The organism is Methylobacterium sp. GXS13 (assembly GCF_001455965.1).
Taxonomy (GTDB): domain Bacteria; phylum Pseudomonadota; class Alphaproteobacteria; order Rhizobiales; family Beijerinckiaceae; genus Methylobacterium.
In genome coordinates, this window is the sequence record NZ_LKKO01000001.1 from 241373 (window position 1) to 264680 (window position 23308).

The window sequence follows — 23308 nt, forward strand, 5'->3', positions numbered from 1 at the left end:
GGATGACGAACTCAGTTCGGCAGGCTGGGCTTCTGCTGCTGCGGGGCCGGGGTGCCGTTGGCGGCGCCCTTCTGGATGCCGTGCAGGAAGTCGATCGCCGACAGGAGCTGCTTGTCCTTGGCCGGGTCCGGCGGGATGTAGGCGGAGGAGCCGCCGCGCTCGTCGGTATCCTTCTGCTTCAGGTGACCCTTGAGGCCGGCCTCACCCTTGGTCTCGTCCTTGCCCTTCAGCTCGTCGGGCACGTCCTGCAGCACCTCGATATCTGGCTCGATACCCTTCGCCTGGATCGAGCGGCCCGACGGCGTGTAGTAGCGCGCCGTGGTCAGCCGCAGGGCGCCCGAGCCGCCGAGCGGGATGATCGACTGGACGGAGCCCTTGCCGAAGGAGCGCGTGCCCATGATCGTCGCGCGCTTGTGATCCTGCAGGGCGCCGGCCACGATCTCCGAGGCCGAGGCCGAGCCGCCGTTGACCAGCACGACCACCGGCTTGCCCTTGGTCAGGTCGCCGGCCTTGGCCGAGAACCGCTGGGTCTCGTCCGGGTTGCGGCCGCGGGTGGAGACGATCTCGCCGCGGTCGAGAAAGCCGTCCGAGACCATCACGGCCTGGTCGAGCAGGCCGCCCGGGTTGTTGCGCAGGTCGACCACGTAGCCCTTGAGCTTGTCGGCGCCGATCTCGCCCGAGAGCTTCTCGATCGCCGCCCGCATGCCGTCGAAGGTCTGCTCGTTGAACTGGGTCAGGCGGATATAGGCGACGTCGCCGCCCTCGACCTTCGAGCGCACCGGCTTGATCTTGATCACGTCGCGGGTGAGCGTGACGTCGATCGGGTCCTTCGACTCCTTGCGGGAGATCTTGAGCTTCACGGCCGAGTTCACCGGGCCGCGCATCTTGTCGACCGCCTGGTTCAGGGTCAGGCCCTGGACCTGATCGTCGTCGATCTGCGTGATGATGTCGTTGGCGAGCAGGCCCGCCTTGGCGGCCGGGGTGTCGTCGATCGGGGTGACGACCTTGATCAGGCCGTCCTCCATGGTGACCTCGATGCCCAGCCCGCCGAACTCGCCGCGGGTGGTGGTCTGCATGTCACGGAACGCCTTGGCGTCCATGTAGCTCGAATGCGGGTCGAGCGAGGTCAGCATGCCGTTGACGGCCGCCTCGATCATCTTCGACTCGTCCGGCTTCTCGACGTAGTCGGTGCGGACCTTCTCGAAGACGTCGCCGAACAGGCTGAGCTGGCGGTAGGTCTCAGCCGAAGCGGCGACCGCCCGCGGTCCCGACAGGAAGTCGGTCTGGGTCGCCACCATGGAGGTGCCGGCACCCAGGAAGGCGCCGAGCATGATCAGGGATGTCTTGCGCATCAGCCGCGAACCTTCTCGCCAAGTATCTTGTCACTGGGGCTCTTCGCCCACCACGGCTCCGGATCGACGGAGCCGCCATCCTTCTTGAACTCGACGTAGAGGGTCGGCTCGCCATCGGACCCGGGCGGGCCCGCGCTACCCTCGCCCATGCTGCCCACGGGTTCCCCCGCAAGAACGAACTGGCCGACCTCTACGCTAATCTGATCCATCCCCGCCAGCAGAAGATAGTAGCCATCGCCGGCGTTGATGATCAAGAGACGCCCATAGGACCGGAACGGCCCGGCGAACTGCACCCAGCCGTCGGCCGGCGACGACACCAGCGCCTTCGGACGGGTGGTGAAGGAGACGCCGCGGGTGGTCCCGCCATTGCCATCGGGCTGGTTGAAGCCCCGCGCCAGCCGCCCACTCACGGGCCGCGGCACTTCGCCCCGCGCCTCCGCGAAATGCACTTTGGGTGCGAGGCGCGCGGGATCCCGGAAGCCCGCCGCGGCGAAACGCTCCTGCGTCACCCGCGCCTCGCGCTCGGCCGCGGCCTTGGCCTCCTCGGCGGACCGCTTGGACGCTGCGACCTCCGCCTCTGTGCGGTCGAGCAGGTCCTTCAGGGATTTCGCCTGGGCGCCGAGCTCGGCGGCGCGCTTGCGCTCCGCGGTCAGGCCGCTCTCGACATCCGCCTGCCGGGCGCGACGGGCGGTGACGAGGGCCTGGAGGCGTTGCTGCTCGCGGGCCCAGCCGGCGAGGTCGTTGGCCAGCCCCTCCTTGTCCTGGGCGATCAGGCCGCGCAGGCGGATCATCTCGGCGAGATCGGCCGCCAGGGTGTCGACCTCGCCGCGCAGCTCGGGCACCACGGCGCCGAGCAGCATCGAGGTGCGGATCACCGCGAGCACGTCCTCCGGGCTGACCAGCACGGCCGGCGGCGGCCGACGGCCCATCCGCTGGAGCGCCGCCAGGATCTCGGCGACGATGCCCCGGCGGGCATGCAGCGAGCGCCGGATCGCGGCCTCGCTCTCGGTCATCGCCTTCAGGCGTTCCTCCAGTCGGCTCAACCGGTCCTCGGTGGCCTGCGCCTGACGTCCGGCATCGAGGAGCGCGCTGTCGAGCTTGGCCCGGTCCGAGCCGATGGCGGCGATCTCGCTCTCGAACTGCGCCCGCTGGCCGGCGCTGGCGGCCAGCGCGTCCTGAACCCGCTTCAGGTTTTCGGCCCGACGCTCGCGCTCCTCGGTGGTGCGCTGGATTTTTTCCGCGTCGGTATTGGGAGCCGGGTCCTCGGCCCGCGACGGCCCGGCCGCGCAGGCCAGGGCAATCAGCACAAGCGCCCATCGGGTTGAACGCTGTCGGACGGCACGGGCGAGGCTGTCGAACCGCACGATGCCTCAGCCCGGCTCGCCGCGGTGATACGGGTGGCCGGCCAGGATGGTCAGGCTGCGATAGATCTGTTCCAGGGCGAGCACGCGAACGAGTCCGTGGGGCAGGGTGGCGGCCCCGAAGGACAGAATCAGCTCCGCCTTCGTCCGAATTGAGGCATCGAGGCCGTCAGGACCGCCGATCGCCACCATCAGGGCCGGCCGCCCGGCATCTCGCCAGCCGGCGACGCGTTCGGCCAGGGCCTCGCTGGCGATATCCGAGCGCCCACGTTCGTCATAGGCCACCAGCACCCCGCCTGGCGGCAGATGTGCGAGCAGGGCGTTGGCCTCCTCGGCGCAGCGGTCTGGCGCCCGACGGGAGCGGGATTCGACGATCTCCACGCTGTCGCAGGCTGGAAAGCCGAGGCCGCGTCCGAGCTGCGCCGCCCGTTCGCGGTATCGTGACGCGAGCTCGCGCTCCGGGCCGGCCTTCAACCGGCCGATGGCTGCCAGGACGAGGCGCACGGGGACGGGGTCTCTTGCTGTGTCGGGTCGGATGTTGCCTCACCGTCATTGCGAGCGCAGCGAAGCAACCCAGTGAGGCGATACATCCTGGGATCGCGCGCTGCCCTGGGTTGCTTCGCTACGCTCGCAATGACGGCTTGGGTCAGCGGACCGCTAATCCGCCGCCAGGCCGACCGGGCGGTCAGCGCCCCACATCTTCTCGAGATTGTAGAAGCCGCGCACTTCCGGGCGGAAGATGTGAACGAGCACGTCGCCCGCATCGATCAGCACCCAGTCGCAGGCCGGCATGCCCTCGACCCGGGCGTTGCCGTAGCCGCGGCTCTTCATCTCCTGGATGAATTTGTCGGCGATCGAGCCGACATGGCGCTGCGACCGGCCGGACGCGATGATCATCGTGTCGGCGAGGGAGGTCTTGCCCGCGAGGTCGATCGCGATCGTCTCCTCGGCCTTCATCTCGTCGAGGCACGAGAGAGCGAGCGCCTTCAGGTCGTCCGAGCGGGCCATCCCGGGCTCTTCCGGAACGGGGATATTGGTGCGGATGGTCTCCGTGCGGATGGTCTCGGGCAGCGTCCTGATTCCTCGTGATGTCGCGCCGCCCTCTTCGGACAAGCGAACCGATATGAAATTGGCGGTATCGGGCCGCGATTGCAACTGCGTCGCGTGCGGAGGGGCTTAAGCGCGGTGCCAGCCGTTGCGAATCTCGGTGGAGGACAGGGGCGATCGAGGCCCATGGAGGAAGACCCAGGCCGGCGGCCGTCGCATCGGCAGGGTGTGCGCGGCTGCCTCGGGCACCCGGGCTCCGGCGAGCCGTTGCGCGGCCCGGGCGCTCAGCGGCGTCATCGTGAAGCCGGGCCGATCGATGATGGCGATCGGAACCAGCGTGGCAATCTCGGCACATCCTTTCCAGCGGTGGAAATTTCCGAGCGAGTCCGCCCCCATGATCCAGACGAACTGCACCCCGGGGCAGCGACGGGTCAGGTAGCGCAGGGTCTGGACCGTGAAGCGCACGCCCAACGCCGCCTCGATCCCGGTCACCGCGATGCGCGGGTGCCGGGCGATCTCCCGGGCCTGCGCGCAGCGCGCCTCCACGGAGGGGAGGGCGATCCGGCTCTTGAGCGGGTTGCCGGGGCTCACCAGCCACCACACCCGGTCGAGCCCGAGCCGGCGCAACGCCGTCACGGTGACGTGGCGGTGGCCGTGATGGGCGGGATTGAAGGATCCGCCGTAGAGGCCGATCCGCATGCCGGGGGCGCTCGGCGGCAGGGTCAGCCGCACGCCGGGACTTCGCGTGGGATCACGGGCGGATCTGACCGCTGCCGTGGACCCGGTACTTGAAGGTGGTCAGCTGCTCGACGCCCACCGGGCCGCGGGCATGCATGCGGCCCGTGGCGATGCCGATCTCAGCGCCGAATCCGAACTCGCCGCCATCGGCGAACTGGGTCGAGGCGTTGTGGGTGACGATCGCCGAATCGACCTCCGCCAGGAAGCGGGTCGCTTCAGCGCGGTCGGCCGTGATGATCGCATCGGTGTGGTGCGAGCTGTAGGTCTCGATATGCTCGATCGCAGCATCGATGCCGTCGACCACCCGGGCCGCGATGATCGCATCGAGATATTCCGTGTGCCAGTCATCCTCCGAGACGGCCGTCACCCGGGGATCCACCGCCTGGACCTCGGCATTGCCGCGCACGGCGCAGCCGACATCGAGCAGGGTGCGGATCAGGGGCGCGAGATGGGTCGCCGCGCAGGCGCGGTCGACCAGCAGGGTCTCGGCGGCGCCGCAGACGCTGGTCCGGCGCATCTTGCTGTTGAGCAGCACCGCCAGCGCCATGTCGAGATCCGCTGCGGCGGCCACGTAGACGTGGTTGACGCCGTCGAGATGGGCGAAGACCGGCACCCTTGCCTCGGCCTGGACGCGCTCCACGAGGCCGCGCCCGCCCCGGGGCACGATCACGTCGACGGAGCCGTCGAGGCCGCCGAGCATCAGCCCGACCGCGGCGCGGTCCCGGGTCGGCACCAGCTGGATCGCGTCGGCGGGCAGGCCCGCCTCGGCCAAGCCCTCGCTCATCGCCTTGGCGATGGCCAGGGCGCTGCGATGGCTGTCCGAGCCGGCGCGCAGGATCGCGGCGTTGCCGGCCTTCAGGCAGAGTGCTCCAGCATCCGCAGTGACGTTCGGCCGGCTCTCGAAGATGACGCCGATCACGCCGAGCGGCACGGCGATCCGCTCGATCAGCAGACCGTTCGGCCGCTCGATCGCAGCAAGCTGGCGCCCGACGGGATCGGCCAGGGAGCCGACCTTGTCGACGGAATCCGCGATGGCCGCGACCCGGCCGGCATCGAGGGCGAGCCGATCGACCAGAGCGGCGCTCTGCCCGGCCTGGCGGGCGGCGGCGACATCGCGGGCGTTCTCGCGCAGGATCTCCTCGGCATTCGCCCGCAGGCGCTCGGCGATGAACCGCAACGCCTGGTCCTTGGTCTGGGCCGAGGCGAGCGCCATGCGCCGGGCCGCGACACGCGCCCGACGGCCGATCGCTGCCATCTGCTCCGGCAAGGTGTCGGCCGCGGCGAGATCCGATCTCAGGTTCAGGACGGGCACGCTGGCGTCCTCGATGTTCGAGGGCCGCAGAAGCCGGCCCGACAGGGGGTGAGGCCGTATTTGCACATCGGGCAATGGGCCTACAAGAGTGCTGGACAGCCGATCGCGATAGAGATCGCGTGAGCGACGACTGGATTTATAATGATCGGCGTCAATCCGATCTAGAACAATGCCAGATCATCCCGATGCACCATCCAGGCGCGGCCGGGATAGTTCAGCAGTTCGGGGATGCGCGCGCTCGGATGACCGATGATCAGCGCCGCCTCGGCGTTGTCGTAGGCCACGAGGCCGCGGCCGAGCACCCGCCCCTCGGGATCGCGGATCATCACGGCGTCGCCCCGGGAGAAGCTGCCCTCGATCGCCCGGACGCCCACCGGCAACAGGCTGGCCCCCCCCAGCAGGGCCTTGGCGGCTCCGGCATCGATGGTCAGCGTTCCCCGCGGCTCCAGGGAACCGGCGATCCAGGTCTTGCGCGCCGCGGTGGGCGTGGAGCCGGACAGGAACCAGGTGCAGCGCGCGCCCTCGCGCACCGCCTTCAGGGGGTTCTTGCCCCGCCCGTCCGCGATGACGAGGTGGGTGCCCCCGGAAGCCGCGATCTTGGCGGCTTCCACCTTCGTGCGCATGCCGCCCCGGGACAGCTCCGAGGCCGGCCCGCCGGCCATCGCCTCGATCTCCGGGGTGATGCGCTCCACCACCGGCAGGTGGCGCGCCTCCGGGTCGGATTGGGGCGGCGCGGTGTAGAGCCCGTCGATATCCGAGAACAGCACCAGCACGTCGGCGTCGATCATCGTGGCGACCCGGGCGGCGAGCCGGTCGTTGTCGCCGTAGCGAATCTCCGAGGTCGCCACCGTATCGTTCTCGTTGACCACCGGGACGGCGCGCATCTCCAGGAGCTTCAGCACGGTGGCCCGAGCGTTGAGGTAGCGGCGGCGCTCCTCGGTGTCCTGCGGGGTCACCAGGATCTGCCCCGCCACGATGCCGTGATGCCCGAGCGCCTCCGCCCAGTGCCGCGCCAGGGTGATCTGGCCGACCGAGGCCGCGCCCTGGCTCTCCTCCAGCCGCAGGATCCCGGGTGGCAGGCCGAGTACCGTCCGACCCAGCGCGATGCTGCCCGAGGACACGACCAGCACGTCGACGCCCCGGCTATGCAACTCAGCGATGTCCTCGGCCAGAGCCGCCAACCAGGCATGGCGCAGCCGGCCGGCATTGCGATCGACCAGCAAGGCCGATCCGACCTTGATGACGACGCGGCGAAATTCTTCGAGGGCCGGGATCATAATTCTTCGCCGAGACAGGTGACGCGGTGCGGTTTGGACGAAGTCCGCGCGAATGAACAGCGTTTGGACGAAGCGCAATCCCGCGCGGAAATCGGCTGGCCGACGTCTCGTCCGGCCCGCCGACCGCGCGCCGCCGCCAGACTAGTGCCGGGTCGTCGCCCCGTGACTCACGGCTGCCAAGCCACCGCCGGCTGCGCCTCCGCGTCTGCCGCGGCGCTGGCGTCGATCTCGATCTGGATCGCACGCAGCGCCTCCGGGACACCCTTGCGGCTCGCCGAGGACAGGACCAGCGGCGCCCGGCCGGCGGCGCGCTTCAGCTTGGCGACCTGGCTCTTCAAGGTCTCGGCATCCAACGCATCGGCCTTGGAGAGCGCAACGATCTCGGGCTTGTCGGCGAGCCCGTTGCCGTAGGCCTCGATCTCGCCGCGGACCAGCTTATAGGTCTTGCCGGCATGCTCGGTGGTGCCGTCGACGAGGTGGAGCAACACCCGGCAGCGCTCGACATGGGCCAGGAACTTGTCGCCCAGACCGACGCCCTCGTGGGCGCCCTCGATCAGGCCGGGAATGTCGGCGAGCACGAATTCGCGGTTATCCGAGCGGACCACGCCCAGGCCCGGATGCAGGGTCGTGAACGGGTAGTCAGCGATCTTGGGCTTGGCCGCCGTGACGCTCGCCAGAAAAGTCGATTTGCCGGCATTCGGCAGGCCGACAAGGCCGGCATCGGCGATCAGCTTGAGGCGCAGCCAGATCCACATCTCCTGGCCTTCCAGGCCCGGATTGGCGTGTTTCGGAGCGCGGTTGGTGGAGGTGGTGAAGTAGGCGTTGCCGAAGCCGCCATTGCCACCCTTGGCCAGCCGGATCTTCTGGCCGACCTCGGTGAGGTCGGCGATCAGGATCTCGCCATCCTCGGCGAAGATCTGCGTGCCGGCCGGCACCTTCAGCACCACGTCGGATCCGTTGGCGCCGTGGCAGTTCGAGCCCATGCCGTGCTCGCCCTTCTTGGCCTTGAAATGCTGCTGGTAGCGATAGTCGATCAGGGTGTTGAGGCCCTCGACGCATTCCACCCAGACATCGCCGCCGCGGCCACCATCGCCACCGTTCGGACCGCCGAACTCGATGAATTTCTCGCGCCGGAAGGCGACGCAGCCGGGACCGCCATCACCGGAGCGGACATAGACTTTGGCTTCGTCGAGGAATTTCACGGCTTTATCCCTTTTCGAGCATCGTCCCGAATGCCGGATCCGAATCGGTGCTCTAAGTATCTAGGTGGCATCGTCTTTTGCCGAAAGTCCGAAGCCCTCCGGGACGACGCGCTCGGATGCGGATCCGCGACCCGCACCGTCGTTCAGTCGGCGAGTACCGGCCTTCGCCGACCTTGAAGCCGCCTGCTCAGGCGGCTTCCGTCAATGCCGTCACAGCGGCGCTCGCCTGCCACTGCGCCCGATCCAAGTGGAACAGGTCCACGGACAGGTCGCCGCCCCGGGCCGGGAATGGCTTCGTGGCGGTGCCGGTCTGCGCGAAACCGCAAGCCTCCAGCACGCGTCGGGAGGCCGTGTTCACGGTCCGCGCCGAGGACGTAAGGTCCGTCCCGCCTGCATAGGCGAAGAAGGCATCGCACAGGGCGTGCACGGCCTCACGCATCAGGCCTGCGCCCCAATGAGGCTGGCCAAGCCAGTATCCGAGTTCCGGCGTGGCGGTGGTTCCGGGATGAATGCTGATCACGCCGATCAAGCTCGCCGGGGCCGAGCGCCGTGCCAGAGCCAGCGTCAGGGCGGCGCCAGCTGTGTTCTCGGCCCTGGCCTGCAGGACGAAGGTCTCCACCACGGCGGGTGGCAGCGGGTGGGGAACCCCGGCCAGCATCTCGGCAACGGAGCGGTCCCCCGCCAGCTTGAGGATCGCGTCCTTGTCCTTCGCCGTCGGCCAGCGCAGCCAAAGCCGGCGCGTCTCGATCCGGAAGACGTCGTCGCGGGTGAGATCGGGGAACATCGTGCCCTCGCAGGGCGGCGTTCCCGGCTCCGGGGCACCGCCTCAAGACGACGAAGGGGAGGATGGTGCCCCATCCTCCCCGGTGTTCCGTCCGATCCGTCCCGTCAGGGGCTCGGCATCGACGTCTCCGGTCCGGTGTGGGACACCGGGCGGGACGCCAGCTTCGCCGCTCGGGCGCCCGCCTGTTATTCCGCGGCCAGGGCCAGCGGGGTTACGGCCACGAAAGCGCGCCCGCGGCGCGTCTCGAAGCGGACATGGCCCGGTACCAGCGCGAACAGCGTATGGTCCTTGCCCATGCCGACATTGCTGCCGGGATGCCATTTGGTGCCGCGCTGGCGCACGATGATGTTGCCCGGAATCACGGCTTCCGAGCCGAACTTCTTCACGCCGAGGCGCCGGCCTTCCGAATCGCGGCCGTTGCGGGACGAGCCGCCTGCTTTCTTGTGTGCCATGGGATCTGCTCCGAATGCGTGTGGGTCGCGCGGATCGCGGGCCTCGCCTGGGGCCCGCGCTCGATCACGCGGAGATGCCGGTGATGCGCACCACGGTGTGGTGCTGGCGGTGACCGCGCTTGCGGCGCGAGTTCTGGCGGCGGCGCTTCTTGAAGGCGATCACCTTCTTGTCGCGGCCGTGGCTCACGATCTCGCCCGTGACGCTGATGCCCGACAGGGTCGGCGCACCGACCTGCGTCGCGCCCGCACCGTCGGCGAACAGGAGGACCTCACCGAAGGTCACGGTTTCACCGGCCTCGCCCGGCAGGGTGGCGATGGTGATGGTGTCGTTGGCGGCGACGCGGTACTGCTTGCCGCCCGTCTTGATGACTGCGAACATCGTTGCTCTCGTGTTCTCGAACGGCCTCCGGGGCGGCTGCCCCTGGACCGGCTTCTTGTTTGAAGTCATTGCACGGGCGGACCCGGACAACGCGAAACGCGCGGACCTCGTCGAGGAGGCCGCGCGCCAGGCTGGCTCAGTAGGGGCGGGGTGGCTTCGTGTCAATCCTGAACAGGGTCAGCGGATCGGCGCGCCGGTGGCGAGAATACCCTTGGCGACGCTGCCCTGGGGGCCGAACGCGGCGAGCGCCTGCGCGCACCACGCCGCCCGCCCGTCGGAGGCGAGCTGCTGGCGGACCTCCGTGGCCCGTGTCCGCAGTTTCTCCTGCAGAACGGATTCCTGCGCTGCCGCGACCTTGGTGGCGAGACGCAGGGTCGTCAGCTGCCCGGCCTTCACCTGAACGCCTGGACAGGCCTGCTCGGCGATGATGGTGGTCGCCGCCGCCTCGGCATAATTGTCGAGCGGGGAGGGTGCGGGCGGCGCGGGCGTTTGCGCGGAGGCCGGACCCGCCAGCACCAGAACCCAGATCAGCCAAGCACCGCGCAACGCTCAACCTCCATGGCTACGATTGGCGCGCCACCCGCCACAGGTCCAGCCAGATCGGATGACCAGTCCGGAGCGCGGGCACGGCCCGCGCTGCCTATACCGGCTGGCGCGCCTGCGCCATCTCAACGCCTCTGCGATCGTGCCAAGCTGTCGGGCCGATGCTCTGGCACGGGGTTCTAGGGGGCTGCCTTGAACTCGCCCTCGATGCGCAGGGACACCTCGTCGCCCAGCGCCGGCAGGAAGGCGTTCACGCCGAAATCCGAGCGCTTCACCACGGCGCGCCCGTCGAAGCCCACGGTGTAGCGCTGATCCACGGGGTGGATGCCAGCTTGGTTGAACGTGGCGTCGATCGCCAGAGGCCGGGTAACCCCGCGCAGGGTCAGGTCGCCGGTGATCCGCGCGGTGGTCGGGCTGGTCGGCTCCACTGCGGTGGCCGTGAAGGTGGCGGTCGGGAACTTGGCCGTGTCGAAGAAATCCGGCGCCGCCAGGTGTTCGTTCAGGCGCGCGCTGCCGGTGATGACGCCCCCGAGCGGCACGCTGACCTCCAGGCGACTCTTGTCCGGAGCCTTCGGGTCGAGGTCGAGCTTGCCGGTCAAGCCGCTGAACTGGCCGTAATAGGTTGAATAGCCGAGATGGCTCACCGACCACGTGACCTTGCCGTGATCCGGATCGAGGACGTAGGCGCCCGGCCGAACCTGGGTGGGGTCCTTGCTCGCCGCCGCCGCAGGCAAATCGTCCGCCGCCCAGGCGGGACCGAGGCACAGGAGGCCGATCAGGGCGAGTATGGGCGCGCGCATGGTCGTTTCCCCGCTCGTTCGGCCGGCTTAGATCCCCATCTAAGCCTGGCCGTCGCGGCCCCCTGATTTCATGAAGTGTCTCCCGGCTCAAGCGTGTCTGGCGGAGGCGCCCGGGCTTCTATAGGCATCGCCCCGACAGCGGACGGGCACAGAATGATCGGCAAGCTCAGGGGCGTGGTGGATTCGTTCGGGGAGGATTTCGTGATCCTCGACGTTTCCGGCGTCGGCTACATCGCGCATTGCTCGGCGCGGACGCTCCAGCGCATGCCCAAGGTGGGCGAGCCGGCGGACCTGTCGATCGAGACCTACGTTCGCGAAGACATGATCCGGCTCTACGGCTTCCGTTCCGATGCCGAGCGGGAATGGTTCCGGCTGCTTCAGACCGTGCAGGGCGTGGGCTCGCGTGTGGCACTGGCAATCCTTTCGGTGCTGGAGCCCGACGCGCTCGCGAGCGCCATCGCCACCGGCGACAAGGGCACCATCAGTCGGGCGCCCGGCGTCGGGCCGCGGCTCGCGGCACGGCTCACCGCCGAACTGAAGGACAAGGCGCCGGCCTTCGCGCCGGTGGACCCGGCCCTGATTGCGCTCACCGGAGCCGTGGAAGAGGGCGCCGCGCCTCAGCCGGTGGCCGACGCGATCTCGGCGCTGGTCAATCTCGGCTATCCCCAGGTGCAAGCCGCCTCCGCCATCGCGGCGGCGCTCAAAGGTGCGGGTGAAGGGGCCGAGGCCAAGGTGTTGATTCGACTTGGGCTACGCGAACTCGCCCGCTGAGCAGACAGGCTCACGAGCCGACGAGCCACTCGTGGCCCTGTAAATCGCGCTGCCTTGACCCAGGCCGGCTTGGGTGCCATTTCCCCCATGACCAGTAAGACGTTGAAAAGTCTTCTAGTTTTCAGTTGTTCTAATCTGGTCGGTCCGAATTGCCTTGCCCGACTGGTTCGGGTCGGGCTCGAGGAAGACGGGTTCTGCAGCGCGCATGATCGTCTGTTCTTGCAACGTCCTGTCCGATGGCGCTGTTCGCAGCTGCCTGTCGCCCGGCCCGGGCTGTCCCCGCACGCCGGCGCAGGTCTATGCCTGTCTCGGCTGCAGCCCGAAATGCGGACGCTGCGCTAGGACCATCCGGGAAATCATGCGCGACGCGCTGAGAGAAGCCTCGGCCGATCAGGGCAGCCATGAATGCTCCACGACTTGCGCCAGCGCTTGCAGTTTGGTTCAGTTCCAAACTGCGGGGGATGGGATCACGGCGTGACGCCAATGCCTCCCCGCTAGAATAGTTGTAAGGAGTACGGGGGCATGAAGGGCGACACCAAGGTTATCGAGTACCTGAATCGCGGCCTAAAGAGCGAGCTGACTGCGGTTAGTCAGTATTGGCTGCACTTCCGGATGCTCAATGACTGGGGATATATCGATCTTGCCAAATTCTGGCGCAAGGAATCGATCGAGGAAATGAACCATGCCGACCGGTTCGTCGACCGGATCCTGTTCCTCGACGGCTTCCCGAACCTGCAGGAGCTGGAGCCGCTGCGAATCGGCCAAAATGTGCAAGAGATTATCGAGTGTGACCTCGCCGCCGAGAATGGCGCGCGTAGCCTGTATCTCGAAGCAGCGAAGTACTGCGAATCGATCAATGATCGTGTCTCCGAGCGCCTGTTCGAGGATCTCGCCGAGGACGAGGAAGGCCATATCGACTTCCTCGAGACCCAGCTCGAGTTGATCAAGCAGATCGGCCTGCCGCTCTACGCACAGAAGCATATCGGCGGCCTCGAAGCGATCGCCCCCGAGAAAGACTAAGCTTATAGCGGGCTTCCGCGCCGGGCTCCTCGAGAGACGACGCGGAAGCTTGCGATCGGGACCATCCCCAACAGATGGTCCGGCCCATTGATGCGGCGCCTGACATCGATCAGGCTCGCCGGGGACGGAACGACATAGGACAACGTGAATGCGGCTCGTGGTGGTCGGCGCTGACGGGCGCATGGGGCGGATGCTGGTGCGGGCGGTGGCCCAAGCCGAGGGCTGCACGCTGGCGGCAGCGATCGAGCGCGAGGGCTCGCCGGTTCTCGGGCAGGATGCCGGCGTGCTGGCCGGGCTTCCGCCCCTCGACGTTCCGGTCACCGATGACCCGCTGAAGGCCTTCGCCACCGCCGACGGCGTGCTGGACTTCACCGCCCCCGCCGCCACCGTGCAATTCGCCGAGCTGGCCGCCCAGGCCCGCATCGTCCACGTGGTCGGCACGACCGGCCTGTCGGAGGACGATCTCGCCAAGCTCAAGGCGGCTTCCTACCATGCCCGCATCGTGCGCTCCGGCAACATGTCGCTCGGCATCAACCTGATGGCTGAGCTGGTGCGCCGGGTCGCCAACGCGCTGGGCGACGAGTTCGACATCGAGATCGCCGAAATGCACCACCGCATGAAGGTCGATGCGCCGTCCGGCACCGCGCTGCTGCTCGGCGAGGCCGCTGCGGAGGGGCGCGGCGTCGACCTGAAAGACGTGCGGGTCTCAACCCGGGACGGGCATACCGGCGCGCGCCGGCCGGGCGATATCGGTTTCGCCACCCTCCGGGGCGGATCCGTCGTTGGGGATCACAGCGTGATCTTCGCCGGCGCCGGCGAGACCCTGACCATCAGCCATCACGCCGCCGATCGCGGACTGTTCGCCGCTGGGGCCGTGAAGGCCGCGCTGTGGGCTCATCCGAAGCCGCCGGGGCTCTATTCCATGGCGGACGTGCTCGGGTTTTAGACCATCATCGAGGGTACGATCTGCCGATGGAGCGCCTGCTCGTCCTCGCTCGCCATGGCCAGAGCGAGTGGAACCTCAAGAACCTGTTCACCGGTTGGCGCGACCCCGGACTCACCGAGCGCGGCGGCGACGAGGCGCGGGCGGCCGGCCGCGCCCTCAGGCACGCGGGCTACGGGTTCGACATCGCCTTCACCTCCGAGCTTGTCCGGGCGCAGCGCACCTGCGCGCTGATGCTGGAGGAGATGGGTCTTTCGGATCTCGAAGTCGTGCGGTCGCAGGCGCTGAACGAGCGCCATTATGGCGACCTCGCCGGGCTCAACAAGGACGATGCCCGCGCCCGGTGGGGCGAGGAACAGGTACATCTCTGGCGCCGCTCCTACGACGTGCGGCCGCCCGGGGGCGAGAGCCTCAAGGACACCGCCGCCCGCGTCCTGCCCTACTACATCGAGACTATCCTGCCCCGGGTGATGGCCGGGCAGCGTGTGCTGGTGGCGGCCCACGGCAACTCGCTGCGCTCTTTGGTGATGGTGCTCGACCACCTGGGTCCGGACACCATCGCCGGCTTGGAGATCAAGACCGGTGTGCCGCTGGTCTACCGGCTCGCAGCCGACACCACGGTCGCCACGAAGGAGATCCTGGCCCGCGATGGCGAAGCGAGCCGCTGATTGGCGACCGAACTTGCACCGGGACTGATCCACCATCCGGGCTTCCTGAATCCGGCAGCCCGCGCGCGGCTCGCCGCCGAGGTTGCTGCCGTGCTCGCGTCCGCGCCGCCCGTCACCCCGTGCATGCCCCGCACGGGGAAGCCGTTCACGGTGCGGATGTCGAATGCCGGTGCGCTCGGCTGGGTCTCCGACCGGAGCGGCTACCGCTACCAGCCGGACCATCCCGAGACCGGTGAACCGTGGCCCGCGATCCCGCCCGCCGCCAAGGCGGCCTGGGACGCGCTGGCCGCTTTTCCGGCGCCGCCCGAAGCCTGCCTGATCAATCTCTACGCCCCGGATGCCCGCATGGGCCTGCATCAGGACCGCGATGAGGCCGACTTCTCGGCCCCGGTCGTCTCCCTATCGCTGGGCGCTGCAGCCCTGTTCCGCTACGGCAGCCTTCGACGCTCCGACCCGACCCGCTCGGTGCGACTTCTAGCGGGTGACGCCCTGGTGATCGGCGGCGCATCGCGTCTGATCCATCACGGGGTCGACCGCCTCTACCCGGAGAACGACCTCCTCGCCGAGAACCCCCTGCCATGCTTCCTGCCGGTCGGTGGCCGCTGCAACCTGACGCTGCGCCGGGTCAGCGCCCCTGTGGTGTGAGCGCCGGATAGCGGAACTCCCGATCTCCTGATCTCACAAGCGCTTGACAGCGGAAGCCGGCCGTCGGACCCATCGCACGAGGCGAGGCCGAATGGGCCTCGGTTCGAGGAGAACCGGTTTCCGATGCTGGTGCGTAACCTGACGCTGCGTTTCGGGCGGGTTCTGTCCCTGGCCGTCCTGATGGCCGGGCTCGGATCCGCGGCTCATGCCGCCGATCCGATCTATCCGCCAGGCTCCCGCTTCGGCTTCGAACCGCCCGCCGACATGGCGCTGTCGCGGCGCTTCTCCGGCTTCGAGCGCAAGGAAGGCGGCGCCACCGTGTCGGTGGTCGAGCTGCCGCCGAACGCCTTCGCCGAGATGGTCAGCGGCTTCACCGACGCCAACCTGCTCAGCCAGGGCTTCGCGGTGGAGAAGCGCGAGGAGGTCAAGGTCGGCGACAACGAGGGCATGCTCTACACCGGCGAGCAGCCCGCCGATCCGAACGCCACGGGGCCCGCGATCCGCAAATGGATCCTGGTCGTCGGCACCCCCACCGTGACCGGCCTGATCATCGCCCAGGCCCTCCCGGATGCGGAGACAGAGGAGACGATGCGCAAGCTGGTGACCGGCGTCACCCTGCGCCCACCCCTGACCCTCACGCAGCAGGTCGACGCGCTGCCGTTCCGGATCGGTGACATGGCGGGGTTCCGGCCGGTTCGGGTTTTGGCCGGCAATTCCGTTCTGCTCACCGCAGGGCCGAAGGACCAGATGCAGAATCTGGAGCAGCCGATCCTGGTTCTGGCTCAGGCGGTGCAGCAGCCGCCTGCCGCGGAGCAGCGCGACGGTTTCGCCCGGGCTGCCCTGGCTTCGAACCAGACCATGAAGGATTTCGTGATCGAGCGGGCCCAGAGCTACCGCTCGAACGGCGTCGATTGGCACGAGATCGTAGCCCGGGCCGTCGATATGCCGACCAACGTGCCTGTGGTCGTGTCGCAGACAATCCGGTTTAACGCGGACGGGTACCTTCGCGCGCTCGGGGTGGTGCGCGAGGATCAGCGTGCGGGCGTGCTCGCCAAGTTCCGCGAAGTCGTCGACAGCGTGCAGGTCAAGTAGCGCCGGACGATGATCGTACGGGGCGTGGCGAGCCTTCCGACTCTTCCAACCGCTCCCTGCACGTCGAGGCGGTGATGCGACGCGGACGCTTGCAAGGGACCTTCGAGGATCGGGCGGCTGGCTAGCGGCGTTCTTCCCGAACCTGTTTCGCTCACCTGTCCGGATGAGAAGACAGACGAGCAGCGCGCGAAAAGCAAAAAGCGCAGGCCCTCAGGCCTGCGCTTCCGAAATCTGGAACTGACGAGTCGGCTTAGTAGGGGCGGCCGTACAGCGGCGAGGTCGGATCCAGCCGGTCGACGAACGAGAGGTCGACGTTGCGGATCGCCGAAGACCGAGCGCCGATGAACGGTCCATTGGTGATCGGATCCGGCAGGATGCCGCGGCCGAACCGATCGGTCGGACCATAAGGCGGGGTGAGCTGGTTCGAAGCAGCGATCAAGTAAGGGTTGAGCGCCGGGTTACGCGAGCCACCGGCACCCGGAACGTTCGACGTCAGGGGCACGTTGCCGGCGTCGAGCCAGCTGCGCGGACGGACGCGGATCGGGAGCGGACGGCTGACGCTGTAGACGCGACCCGGACCGAAACCATCCTGAGCCTGGGCAGGCGCAGACGCCAGGACGCCGAAGCCGGTGGCGGCGATGACGCCGAGAAGAGCGATCTTAAGCGAGCGCATGGCCAACCTTGTCTGTGAGTGCCATCAATATGGCGATCGAAGCTTAACAGTTCGCCGCCTTTGATAGAACGACGCTTGAGTGGGGCTGTGGTTCCGTGAAAATGGCCGAGCTTCGGCAATTGGCCGTATTCTGGCCTCATTTTTTCGTGTGCGCCTTGCGGCGTCCGAGCGACCCGGTCGGTTCGTTGGCATCCGCCACCGTGGTCACGGTGCATCCGCGCTCTGTACGTTGAGCCGTGAAAGCGGCGGTCGCGCTGGGGTCCGCGGGGTCGTCCAGGGTCAGGGCGTCGATCATGCAGCCCAACGTTCGCGATTCGGGTGGATGGCCGAGCGGCGCGCAGAGCCAACCGTCGAGACGGAACGTTGTTTCGCGGCTGACGAAGCCAGTGCAGGTCCGTTGGGCCGGACCGCCGAGGGTGACCTCCAGGGTTTCGACAGTCCCGAACTTGGTCGCCACACGGCCACTCGGGCCAGTTCGAATGACCGAGAGGGCGGGGCCGTCGGTGGCAGCCCGTCGAGCCAGCAGGATGAACAGACTAGGTGCCGGAGCCGCGTCGTCGCCACGCGTCAGCGTTACCCGCAGCGCCGGAGCCTCCATGATTTCGAAAGCACCGCGTGCCAGCGCATCTTCGCGTAGTCTACTCGCCGGGTGGATCCGAGCCGCCGCAACCCGGACCGGGTCCAGGCCGGGCTCGGCCAGCCCGAACCGGGCCGGTGCCGCCGCGGTGGGAACTTTGGGTGCCGCCGTCGACGGCACGAAAGGGGTCGCGGCTGCATCGACAGCCACTTGCCGCTGCGCGGCTGGCGGCGTCCGGGCATAGAGACAAAGTCCGGCGATCATCGCCGCGGCGACGACGAGGCGTAGACCGAGGCCGACGAGCGAGAGCTTTCGCGCGCCTTTGGGGATGTGGGATGGGCCCTGCGCCTCGTTGCGCTGATCGTCTATCTGCATGGTGTCCCGTACGGACGGCCCCTTGCCTGGGCCGCCCGCCGATCATCACCGTATCGGGTTGAGCAGCACCCTCCAACCGGCCGTCATGCCCGGCATTCCCGCGACAGGGTGAATCGATCCTTGCGGTCGCCGCTCCGGCCTTGACAGCCTCGCCCCTTCGGCGCCTTGCTCGGGTCGGCTGCCACCCCCACCTGATGCGGGTTCGCGGCCGCGCCCGTATGGCGGGCGCCCCTTCGGCGCGAACGATCCTTCGGCCGAGTTTGCTGGCATGAGCGCGGCACCCGGATCGGTCGGGGTTTTCCGCGCGGAGACGAGAGATGGGTTACAAGGTCGCCATCGTAGGCGCCACGGGCAACGTGGGCCGTGAGATGCTGGATATCCTGGCCGAGCGGGCCTTCCCCGCCGACGAGGTTGTGGCGCTGGCCTCGCGCCGCAGCCAGGGTCAGGAAGTCTCCTTCGGCGACAAGACGCTCAAGGTCAAAGCGCTCGACACATACGACTTCTCCGACACCGACATCTGCCTGATGTCGGCGGGCGGCGAGACCTCGAAGGAGTGGTCGCCCCGGATCGGCCAGCAGGGCTGCGTGGTGATCGATAACTCGTCGGCGTTCCGTTACGACGCGGACGTGCCGCTGATCGTGCCCGAGGTGAATGCCGACGCGGTGGTGGGCTTCACCAAGCGCAACATCATCGCCAACCCGAATTGCTCGACCGCCCAGCTGGTCGTCGCTCTCAAGCCGCTGCACGAGGCGGCCACGATCAAGCGTGTCGTTGTCTCGACCTACCAATCGGTCTCCGGCGCCGGCAAGGAGGCGATGGACGAGCTGTTCAACCAGACCCGCGCGGTGTTCACCGCCGGCGACATCAAGGAAGGCGGCAAGTTCACCAAGCGCATCGCCTTCAACGTCATCCCCCACATCGACGTGTTCATGGAGGATGGCTACACGAAGGAAGAGTGGAAGATGGTCGCCGAGACCAAGAAGATGCTCGACCCGAAGATCAAGCTGACCGCCACCGCGGTCCGCGTGCCGGTCTTCATCGGGCATGCGGAGGCCGTGAACGTCGAGTTCGAGCGCCCGCTCTCGGCGGAACGTGCCACCGAGATCCTGCGCTCGGCGCCGGGCGTGCTGGTGGTCGATAAGCGTGAGAACGGCGGCTACATCACTCCGCACGAGGCAGCGGGCGAGGATGCCACCTACATCTCGCGGATCCGCGAGGACGCGACCATCGAGAACGGCCTGAACTTCTGGTGCGTGTCGGACAACCTGCGCAAGGGGGCCGCCCTCAACACGGTGCAGATCGCCGAGGTGCTGGTGAACCGGAAGCTGCTGACCCGGGCCAAGCCAAAGGCTGCGTAAGACGGCGGCATAAAGATGCGAGACGGCCGCGATCGGAAGATCGCGGCCGCTTTCGTTTTTCACGGTCGCTGATCGAGGCGTGCGGAACAGCGATTACCGTCATTGCAAGCACTGTGAAGCGACCCAGTGCAGCGCGCGACCTCCCGATGTGGCGTTTCCCTGGCTTGCTTCGCTGCGCTCGCAGTGCCGGCGCGGCTGGAAAGACATGCGAGGGTGTCTCCGGTGGTCCGATGGTCTGCGAATGAGCAGAAGCCGACCGATCGCCTGTGTGCGGGGCATTTTTTAAGGTGCTGATCGGTTCGACAAACAGTCCTGCGCTTTGCAACCTGATGCGAACACGCTGGCCTTTTGGCACCGCCCGGTTCCCTCCTGTCACAGCACTGTAATCTTCGCCGGCCACGCCGCTGCCCGGATCGGTCGGAGATTCGTGATGCGTCGCGTCATCGTTGCCTGCCTCGTCGGATTGTGCGGCTCCAGCGCCGACCGTGCCGAGACGCGGCCCCACAACGTCATCCTGTTCGTGGCTGATGGCCTCCGGGCCGGGATGGTGAACCCGCAGAACGCGCCGACCATGGACCGGCTGATGAAGACCGGTGTGCGCTTCACCAACACGCACTCGATGTTCCCGACCTTCACCATGCCGAACGCCACCGCCATGGCGACTGGCCATATGCTCGGCGATACCGGCCAGTTCGGGAACACGATCTACACCGCCTTCCCGGTCCCGGGTGCCGGCGACAGCCTGACGCCGTTCCTCGAGAGCGACCCGGTGCTCGGGGACGTCGACGAGCATTTCGCCGGCAACTACCTCAATGAGGAGACGATCCTGAAGGACGCCCGGGCCAAGGGCTTCTCCACCGCCAGCATCGGCAAGCTCGGGCCGTCCCTGGTCTTCGATCACACCGAACGCTCGGGCCAGTACAACATCCATATCGACGACAGCACCGGCCGGGCGGGCGGGATGCCGCTGGGCGACGCGTTCCGCGCCCGTTTGAAGGAGGTCGGCCTGCCGGACCAGGCACCGACCCGCGGCGCCAACGGCCAGGCCGGCACCGCCGAGACCGCCGGCACGGTCGTGGCCAATGTCGAGCAACAGGCCTATTTCGCCACCGTCGCCACCAAGGCCGTGCTGCCGCTGTTCAAGGCCCGGCAGAAGCCGTTCGTGCTGGTGTTCTGGTCGCGCGATCCTGACGGGACGCAGCACAACCAAGGTGACAGTCTCGGGCGTCTCGTGCCCGGCATCAACGGGCCGACGAGCCTCGCCGCCATTCGCAACGCCGACGACAACCTCGCTGCCCTTCAGGCCGCCTTGCGCGAGCAGGGCCTAGCCGAGACGACGGACATCGTGCTCACCTCCGATCACGGCTTCTCCACGATCTCGAAGGAGAGCGCCACGAGCTTCGCCGCGTCACAATCCTACAAGGGTGTGCCGGCCAGGCAGCTGCCGCCGGGCTTCCTCGCCATCGATCTTGCGCACGACCTCGGCCTGACCCTGTTCGATCCGGACGCGAAGGGCGCCAAGATCGAGACGGGGGCCTTCCCGAGCCGGGCCAACGGCCTGATCGGCTCCGATCCGGTCAAGCCCGACGTAGTGGTTGCGGCCAATGGCGGCTCGGACCTCGTCTATGTGCCGAACAGCGATAAGGCACTGGCCCGGAAGGTGGTCGAGGCGCTGTCCCGCCAGGATTACGTCAGCGGCCTGTTCGTCAGCGACGCGCTCGGCGCGATCCCCGGCACCCTGCCGCTCTCGTCCATCGCCCTCGACGGGTCGGCCCTGACCCCGATGCCGGCGATCGTGGTGAACTTCCGCAGCTTCTCCACGGGCTGCGCCGATCCCACCACTTGCGGCGTCGAGGTGTCGGACACCACCCTGCAGCAAGGCCAGGGCATGCACGGCAGCTTCGGGCGCTCCGACACCCGCAACGTCATGGGCGCTGTCGGCCCGAGCTTCCGGGGCGGCCTGGAGAGCGACATCCCGGCGAGCAATGCCGATCTTGGCAAGACCATCGCCCGGATCCTCGATCTCGACATTCCCAGCAAGGGCAAACTGGTCGGCCGGGGCCTGACGGAGGCGATGGTCAACGGCGCGCGGCCCACGGCGCAGAAGCATATCCGCCGCTCGGAGCCGGACGCGGCCGGCATCGTGACGGTGCTGAACTACCAGACGGTCGGCGAGACCCGGTATTTCGACGCCGCCGGATATCCAGGCCGGACGCTGGGCTTGGTCGAGGGGGCCCACGCCGCGGGCGGGCACTGACCGCCGATCGAAGCACCCACCCAATAGGCGAAGGGCCGTACCTGGTGGGGTACGGCCCTGTTCGATTCCGATCTGGCTCCGGCCTCCGAACCTCGTGCCGGCTCGGCAGCCTAAGCCCTACGCCATGCCGAGGGCCTGCATGTAGAGCTCGAGGATCGCCTCCTGCTCCTGGCGCTCGCTGTGATCCTGCTTGCGGATCCGGATGATCGTGCGCACTGCCTTCGCGTCGAAGCCGCGGCCCTTCAATTCGGCGAACACCTCCTTGATGTCGCCCATGATGCCGGCCTTCTCCTCTTCGAGGCGCTCCAGGCGCTCGATGAACTGCTTCAGCTCGTCGGCGGCCACGCCTTCGGAAGACGAGACGTCGCCCCCGGGCCGCTGGGCCGCAGCAGTGGGCATCGAATGGGCGTTCATGGGGCTCTCCGGGATGCGCGGCGCGGTTGCGCCCTGGACCGTTGGTTAAGGGTCCGAACTTACCGGAAGCTTAGCCGATTCTCGCCCGCCGGGTCGCCGCCTCAGTGATCCTTGCCTTGCGCCGCGGTGAATCCCGCCTGTTGCTCCGGGCTCGCCTCGCTCTGATGCTTCGCCTTCCACTCACTGTAGGGCATCCCGTAGACCGCCTCGCGGCTCTCGTCCTTGGTGAGCGGCACGCCGGTCTCGTCGGCGGCATCCTTGAGCCAGTTCGACAGGCAGTTCCGGCAGAAGCCCGCCAGGTTCATCAGGTCGATATTCTGCACGTCGGTGCGATTGCGCAGATGCGACACGAGCCGGCGAAACACCGCGGCTTCGAGTTCGGTCTGGGTCTGCGGGTCGATCTCGGGCATCGTCGGAATCGCTTTTCGGTTGAGGTCAGGCCGCCCGGATCTTGGGATCGGACGCATGCCGATCAAGCCGCGATCAGCGGGCGCAGGATTCGGGCGAAGCGCTCGGCCCATTCCTCCTGGCCGGCCTCGCCGGCGATGAGATCCTGGCGGATCTCAACCAGGGCGTTGGGCAGGCCGCGGGCGGTGGCGTGGCGATCGATCGTGTCACCCGGCAGGCCGCCACCATAGGGCTGGTTGTCGCCGACCGTGAGCCCGGCCGGATCGGCCTCCAGGGATTCGATCAACGGGCGGGCAAAGCGCGCATCCCGATCGTACAGGATGCCGACCTGCCAGGGCCGAGCGATGCCGCGCCAATAGGGTGTGAAGCTGTGCATGGTCAGGATCGCGGGGGGGCGGCCGGCGGCCTGGGCGGCCGCGACCGCTTCGTCGATCGCGGCGTCGAACGGCGCGTAGAAGCGCGCGATCCGGGCCTGCTTGCCGGCCTCGTCGATCCGCGCGTTGCCGGGCACCACGGCGCCGTCGGAGAGGCGCATCACAAGGGTCGGATCGGATCGACCGCGGTTCGGGTCGATGATCAGGCGGGAGAAATTCGTCAGGATCGCCGGCACGTTCAGCCGGGCCGCGAGCCCGCGGGTCACGGCCGCGGCGCCGATATCGTAGGCGATGTGCCGGCGGAACTCGGCCTCCGGCACGCCGAGTTCGATGTCGGGGGGCACGAAATTCGAGGCGTGGTCGCAGGCGAGGACGAGGCCGCAGGCCGGATCACCCGGGATGATCTCGCACGGGTGCGGGGCCGGGGCGCGCGCTTCTGTCTCCGGACGGGTCACGGGGCTCCGAGGGTTGGATCTGTGGGACGGC

At 68.1% G+C, this 23308-nt stretch carries 27 protein-coding genes; 9 read left to right on the top strand and 18 right to left on the bottom strand.

Features of this window, described 5'->3' with window-relative positions; genetic code table 11:
- Positions 1 to 11: 11 nt before the first annotated feature.
- From AO398_RS01265 to AO398_RS01325, 13 genes are all read right to left on the bottom strand, one after another.
- Positions 12 to 1352, bottom strand: coding sequence for a S41 family peptidase (locus AO398_RS01265; protein WP_058190183.1), 1341 nt, complete (start codon positions 1350 to 1352; stop codon positions 12 to 14).
- Positions 1352 to 2659: a peptidoglycan DD-metalloendopeptidase family protein gene (locus tag AO398_RS01270; protein ID WP_243956068.1), complete on the bottom strand. Its 1308-nt coding sequence runs from the start codon at positions 2657 to 2659 to the stop codon at positions 1352 to 1354. The genes AO398_RS01265 and AO398_RS01270 overlap by 1 nt, the downstream gene beginning before the upstream one ends.
- Positions 2660 to 2722: 63 nt before the next feature.
- Positions 2723 to 3217 carry a 23S rRNA (pseudouridine(1915)-N(3))-methyltransferase RlmH gene (gene rlmH, locus AO398_RS01275; RefSeq protein WP_058190185.1) on the bottom strand — a complete coding sequence of 165 codons (495 nt, stop codon included), beginning with the start codon at positions 3215 to 3217 and terminating at the stop codon, positions 2723 to 2725.
- A 153-nt stretch (positions 3218 to 3370) separates the two neighbouring features.
- Entirely contained in the window at positions 3371 to 3721 is a 351-nt protein-coding gene (gene rsfS, locus AO398_RS01280; RefSeq protein WP_082643077.1) for a ribosome silencing factor, read from the bottom strand.
- 168 nt (positions 3722 to 3889) lie between these two features.
- Entirely contained in the window at positions 3890 to 4492 is a 603-nt protein-coding gene (locus AO398_RS01285; RefSeq protein WP_082643078.1) for a nicotinate-nucleotide adenylyltransferase, read from the bottom strand.
- A gap of 19 nt (positions 4493 to 4511) precedes the next feature.
- The gene (locus AO398_RS01290; protein ID WP_058190186.1) at positions 4512 to 5810 is read right to left on the bottom strand and encodes a glutamate-5-semialdehyde dehydrogenase; all 1299 of its coding nucleotides are present in this window, start codon (positions 5808 to 5810) and stop codon (positions 4512 to 4514) included.
- Positions 5811 to 5971: 161 nt separating this feature from the next.
- Complete coding sequence (proB, locus tag AO398_RS01295; RefSeq protein WP_058190187.1) at positions 5972 to 7087, bottom strand: glutamate 5-kinase; 1116 nt, start codon at positions 7085 to 7087, stop codon at positions 5972 to 5974.
- 167 nt (positions 7088 to 7254) lie between these two features.
- Positions 7255 to 8289, bottom strand: a complete 1035-nt coding sequence (obgE, locus tag AO398_RS01300; protein WP_058190188.1) for a GTPase ObgE — start codon at positions 8287 to 8289, stop codon at positions 7255 to 7257.
- A 187-nt stretch (positions 8290 to 8476) separates the two neighbouring features.
- The gene (locus AO398_RS01305; RefSeq protein WP_058190189.1) at positions 8477 to 9073 is read right to left on the bottom strand and encodes a GNAT family N-acetyltransferase; all 597 of its coding nucleotides are present in this window, start codon (positions 9071 to 9073) and stop codon (positions 8477 to 8479) included.
- 185 nt (positions 9074 to 9258) lie between these two features.
- Complete coding sequence (gene rpmA / locus AO398_RS01310; RefSeq protein WP_058190190.1) at positions 9259 to 9525, bottom strand: 50S ribosomal protein L27; 267 nt, start codon at positions 9523 to 9525, stop codon at positions 9259 to 9261.
- A gap of 64 nt (positions 9526 to 9589) precedes the next feature.
- Positions 9590 to 9904 (bottom strand): 50S ribosomal protein L21, encoded by a 315-nt coding sequence (rplU, locus tag AO398_RS01315; protein ID WP_007568206.1) that lies wholly within the window; start codon positions 9902 to 9904, stop codon positions 9590 to 9592.
- 177 nt (positions 9905 to 10081) lie between these two features.
- Positions 10082 to 10450, bottom strand: a complete 369-nt coding sequence (locus tag AO398_RS01320; protein ID WP_058190191.1) for a hypothetical protein — start codon at positions 10448 to 10450, stop codon at positions 10082 to 10084.
- 176 nt (positions 10451 to 10626) lie between these two features.
- Positions 10627 to 11247, bottom strand: coding sequence for a YceI family protein (locus tag AO398_RS01325; RefSeq protein ID WP_058190192.1), 621 nt, complete (start codon positions 11245 to 11247; stop codon positions 10627 to 10629).
- A 153-nt stretch (positions 11248 to 11400) separates the two neighbouring features.
- On the opposite strand from AO398_RS01325, the gene ruvA reads away from it, so the two are divergent.
- The 7 genes from ruvA to AO398_RS01355 all read left to right on the top strand — a co-directional run bounded on the left by ruvA (position 11401) and on the right by AO398_RS01355 (position 16386).
- Positions 11401 to 12018: a Holliday junction branch migration protein RuvA gene (gene ruvA, locus AO398_RS01330; protein WP_058190193.1), complete on the top strand. Its 618-nt coding sequence runs from the start codon at positions 11401 to 11403 to the stop codon at positions 12016 to 12018.
- A gap of 205 nt (positions 12019 to 12223) precedes the next feature.
- On the top strand, positions 12224 to 12496 hold the full coding sequence (locus AO398_RS29240; RefSeq protein ID WP_082643079.1) for a (2Fe-2S)-binding protein: 273 nt from the start codon (positions 12224 to 12226) through the stop codon (positions 12494 to 12496).
- A 44-nt stretch (positions 12497 to 12540) separates the two neighbouring features.
- A complete protein-coding gene (gene bfr, locus AO398_RS01335; RefSeq protein WP_058190194.1) occupies positions 12541 to 13038 on the top strand; it encodes a bacterioferritin in 498 nt (165 codons plus the stop codon).
- Between the two features lie 148 nt (positions 13039 to 13186).
- Positions 13187 to 13984 (top strand): 4-hydroxy-tetrahydrodipicolinate reductase, encoded by a 798-nt coding sequence (gene dapB / locus AO398_RS01340; protein WP_058190195.1) that lies wholly within the window; start codon positions 13187 to 13189, stop codon positions 13982 to 13984.
- A gap of 26 nt (positions 13985 to 14010) precedes the next feature.
- A complete protein-coding gene (locus tag AO398_RS01345; RefSeq protein WP_058190196.1) occupies positions 14011 to 14649 on the top strand; it encodes a 2,3-bisphosphoglycerate-dependent phosphoglycerate mutase in 639 nt (212 codons plus the stop codon).
- Entirely contained in the window at positions 14650 to 15294 is a 645-nt protein-coding gene (locus AO398_RS01350) for an alpha-ketoglutarate-dependent dioxygenase AlkB (RefSeq protein WP_058190197.1), read from the top strand.
- A gap of 123 nt (positions 15295 to 15417) precedes the next feature.
- Complete coding sequence (locus AO398_RS01355; protein WP_058190198.1) at positions 15418 to 16386, top strand: hypothetical protein; 969 nt, start codon at positions 15418 to 15420, stop codon at positions 16384 to 16386.
- A 250-nt stretch (positions 16387 to 16636) separates the two neighbouring features.
- Here AO398_RS01355 and AO398_RS01360 read toward each other — a convergent pair whose 3' ends face one another.
- Together AO398_RS01360 and AO398_RS01365 are read right to left on the bottom strand one after the other, a co-directional pair.
- Positions 16637 to 17059 (bottom strand): hypothetical protein, encoded by a 423-nt coding sequence (locus AO398_RS01360; RefSeq protein WP_058190199.1) that lies wholly within the window; start codon positions 17057 to 17059, stop codon positions 16637 to 16639.
- A gap of 136 nt (positions 17060 to 17195) precedes the next feature.
- Positions 17196 to 18011 (bottom strand): hypothetical protein, encoded by an 816-nt coding sequence (locus AO398_RS01365; protein ID WP_244498627.1) that lies wholly within the window; start codon positions 18009 to 18011, stop codon positions 17196 to 17198.
- A 317-nt stretch (positions 18012 to 18328) separates the two neighbouring features.
- Between AO398_RS01365 and AO398_RS01370 the strand changes: the two genes are divergently transcribed.
- Together AO398_RS01370 and AO398_RS01375 are read left to right on the top strand one after the other, a co-directional pair.
- Entirely contained in the window at positions 18329 to 19369 is a 1041-nt protein-coding gene (locus AO398_RS01370; protein ID WP_058190200.1) for an aspartate-semialdehyde dehydrogenase, read from the top strand.
- Positions 19370 to 19799: 430 nt separating this feature from the next.
- Entirely contained in the window at positions 19800 to 21626 is a 1827-nt protein-coding gene (locus AO398_RS01375) for a nucleotide pyrophosphatase/phosphodiesterase family protein (protein ID WP_058190201.1), read from the top strand.
- A gap of 117 nt (positions 21627 to 21743) precedes the next feature.
- On the opposite strand, the gene AO398_RS01380 is transcribed toward AO398_RS01375, so the two are convergent.
- The 3 genes from AO398_RS01380 to AO398_RS01390 form a co-directional block, all read right to left on the bottom strand.
- The gene (locus AO398_RS01380) at positions 21744 to 22025 is read right to left on the bottom strand and encodes a DUF2312 domain-containing protein (protein ID WP_187193696.1); all 282 of its coding nucleotides are present in this window, start codon (positions 22023 to 22025) and stop codon (positions 21744 to 21746) included.
- A 116-nt stretch (positions 22026 to 22141) separates the two neighbouring features.
- On the bottom strand, positions 22142 to 22450 hold the full coding sequence (locus AO398_RS01385) for a DUF1244 domain-containing protein (protein WP_058190203.1): 309 nt from the start codon (positions 22448 to 22450) through the stop codon (positions 22142 to 22144).
- Between the two features lie 62 nt (positions 22451 to 22512).
- The gene (locus AO398_RS01390) at positions 22513 to 23277 is read right to left on the bottom strand and encodes an N-formylglutamate amidohydrolase (RefSeq protein ID WP_058190204.1); all 765 of its coding nucleotides are present in this window, start codon (positions 23275 to 23277) and stop codon (positions 22513 to 22515) included.
- Between the last annotated feature and the right edge of the window lie 31 nt (positions 23278 to 23308).